Source organism: Streptomyces recifensis, assembly GCF_002154615.1.
GTDB classification, from domain to species: domain Bacteria; phylum Actinomycetota; class Actinomycetes; order Streptomycetales; family Streptomycetaceae; genus Streptomyces; species Streptomyces griseoluteus.
In genome coordinates this window covers 1-1,111 of sequence record NZ_MUNH01000919.1, presented here as the reverse complement: position 1 = coordinate 1,111, position 1,111 = coordinate 1, and the positions used below count along the sequence as shown (strand labels likewise).

Sequence of the window (1,111 nt, the reverse complement as noted above, 5' to 3'; positions counted from 1 at the left end):
GATCGGCTTGCCGAACTGCTCGCGCTCCAGGGTGTAGGCGCGCGCGGCCTCGTACGCGCCCATGGCGCAGCCCACCGCGTTCCACGAGACCCCGAGCCGGGTGGCGCGCAGCACCTTCGCGGTGTCCCTGAAGGAGTTCGCCTCCTGGAGCCGGTCCGCCTCCGGCACCCGTACGTCGCGCAGCTCGATCTCGGCGTTCTGCACGGTGCGCAGTGAGACCTTGCCCTCGATGCGGTGCGGAGTGAAGCCCTCGGCGCCCTGCTGCACCACGAAGCCCTTGACCTCGCCGTCGGCCTCGTCCTTCGCCCAGACGATCACCAGGTCGGCGAAGGTGGCGTTGCCGATCCACTTCTTGCGACCGTTCAGCACCCAGGTGTCGCCCTCGCGCCGGGCGGTGGTGGTCAGCCCGCGGGAGGTGCCGGACCCGACGCCGGGCTCGGTCAGGGCGAACGCGGCCAGCCGCTCCCAGCGCAGCATCTCCGGTATCCACCGCTGCTTCTGCTCCTCGGAGCCGCACTCCATGACCGAGGCGATGCCGAGGCCGCTGTGCACGCCGTGGAACGTGGCGAACGAGGGGTCGACGCGGGAGAGCTCCATGCTCACGAGCCCGGCCACCAGGGCACCCCGGCCGGGCGATCCGTAACCCTCGAACTGAAGCCCCGCGATGCCAAGTCCGGGCAACTGCGGGATCAGCTCGTGGGGGAACTCGCCGCGCTCCCAGTAGTCGTCCGCGATGGGGGCGAGGTTCTTGCGCGCCCAGTCCCGCACCGTCGCCAGCAGCTCCTGGTCCTCGGGGCCGACCGTCTCGCGTACGTGGTAGAAGTCGGCCTCCACGGCCGCCGGGTCCGCCTCGTGGACCGTGACGGCCGGCCACTCGTGCTCCTGGCCCTGCCCGGCGTGGTCACGCTGCTGCTGTCCGGTCATGACGACCCCTCTTCTTCTCAAGTCGCGCACGGATCATGGGTGGTGGATATGCGTGCTGCTCACCGGTGCCCGCGATGCCGTACGCGTAGACCTCACCGAAGATCCCGAGTGACCGAGTCCACAGGGTGGTCCGTGGTCGGCGGCGGGCGCGTGAGAGAGTTGCGGGTCCGGCCGACGCGGGCCGGAT

Annotated in this window: 1 protein-coding gene; it reads right to left on the bottom strand. The window is 70.7% G+C overall.

From position 1 onward, the window contains the following. On the bottom strand, window positions 1-924 hold a 924-nt coding region (locus CCN33_RS30820; RefSeq protein ID WP_086696528.1), incomplete at its 3' end, for an acyl-CoA dehydrogenase family protein. Window positions 925-1,111 lie beyond the last annotated feature (187 nt).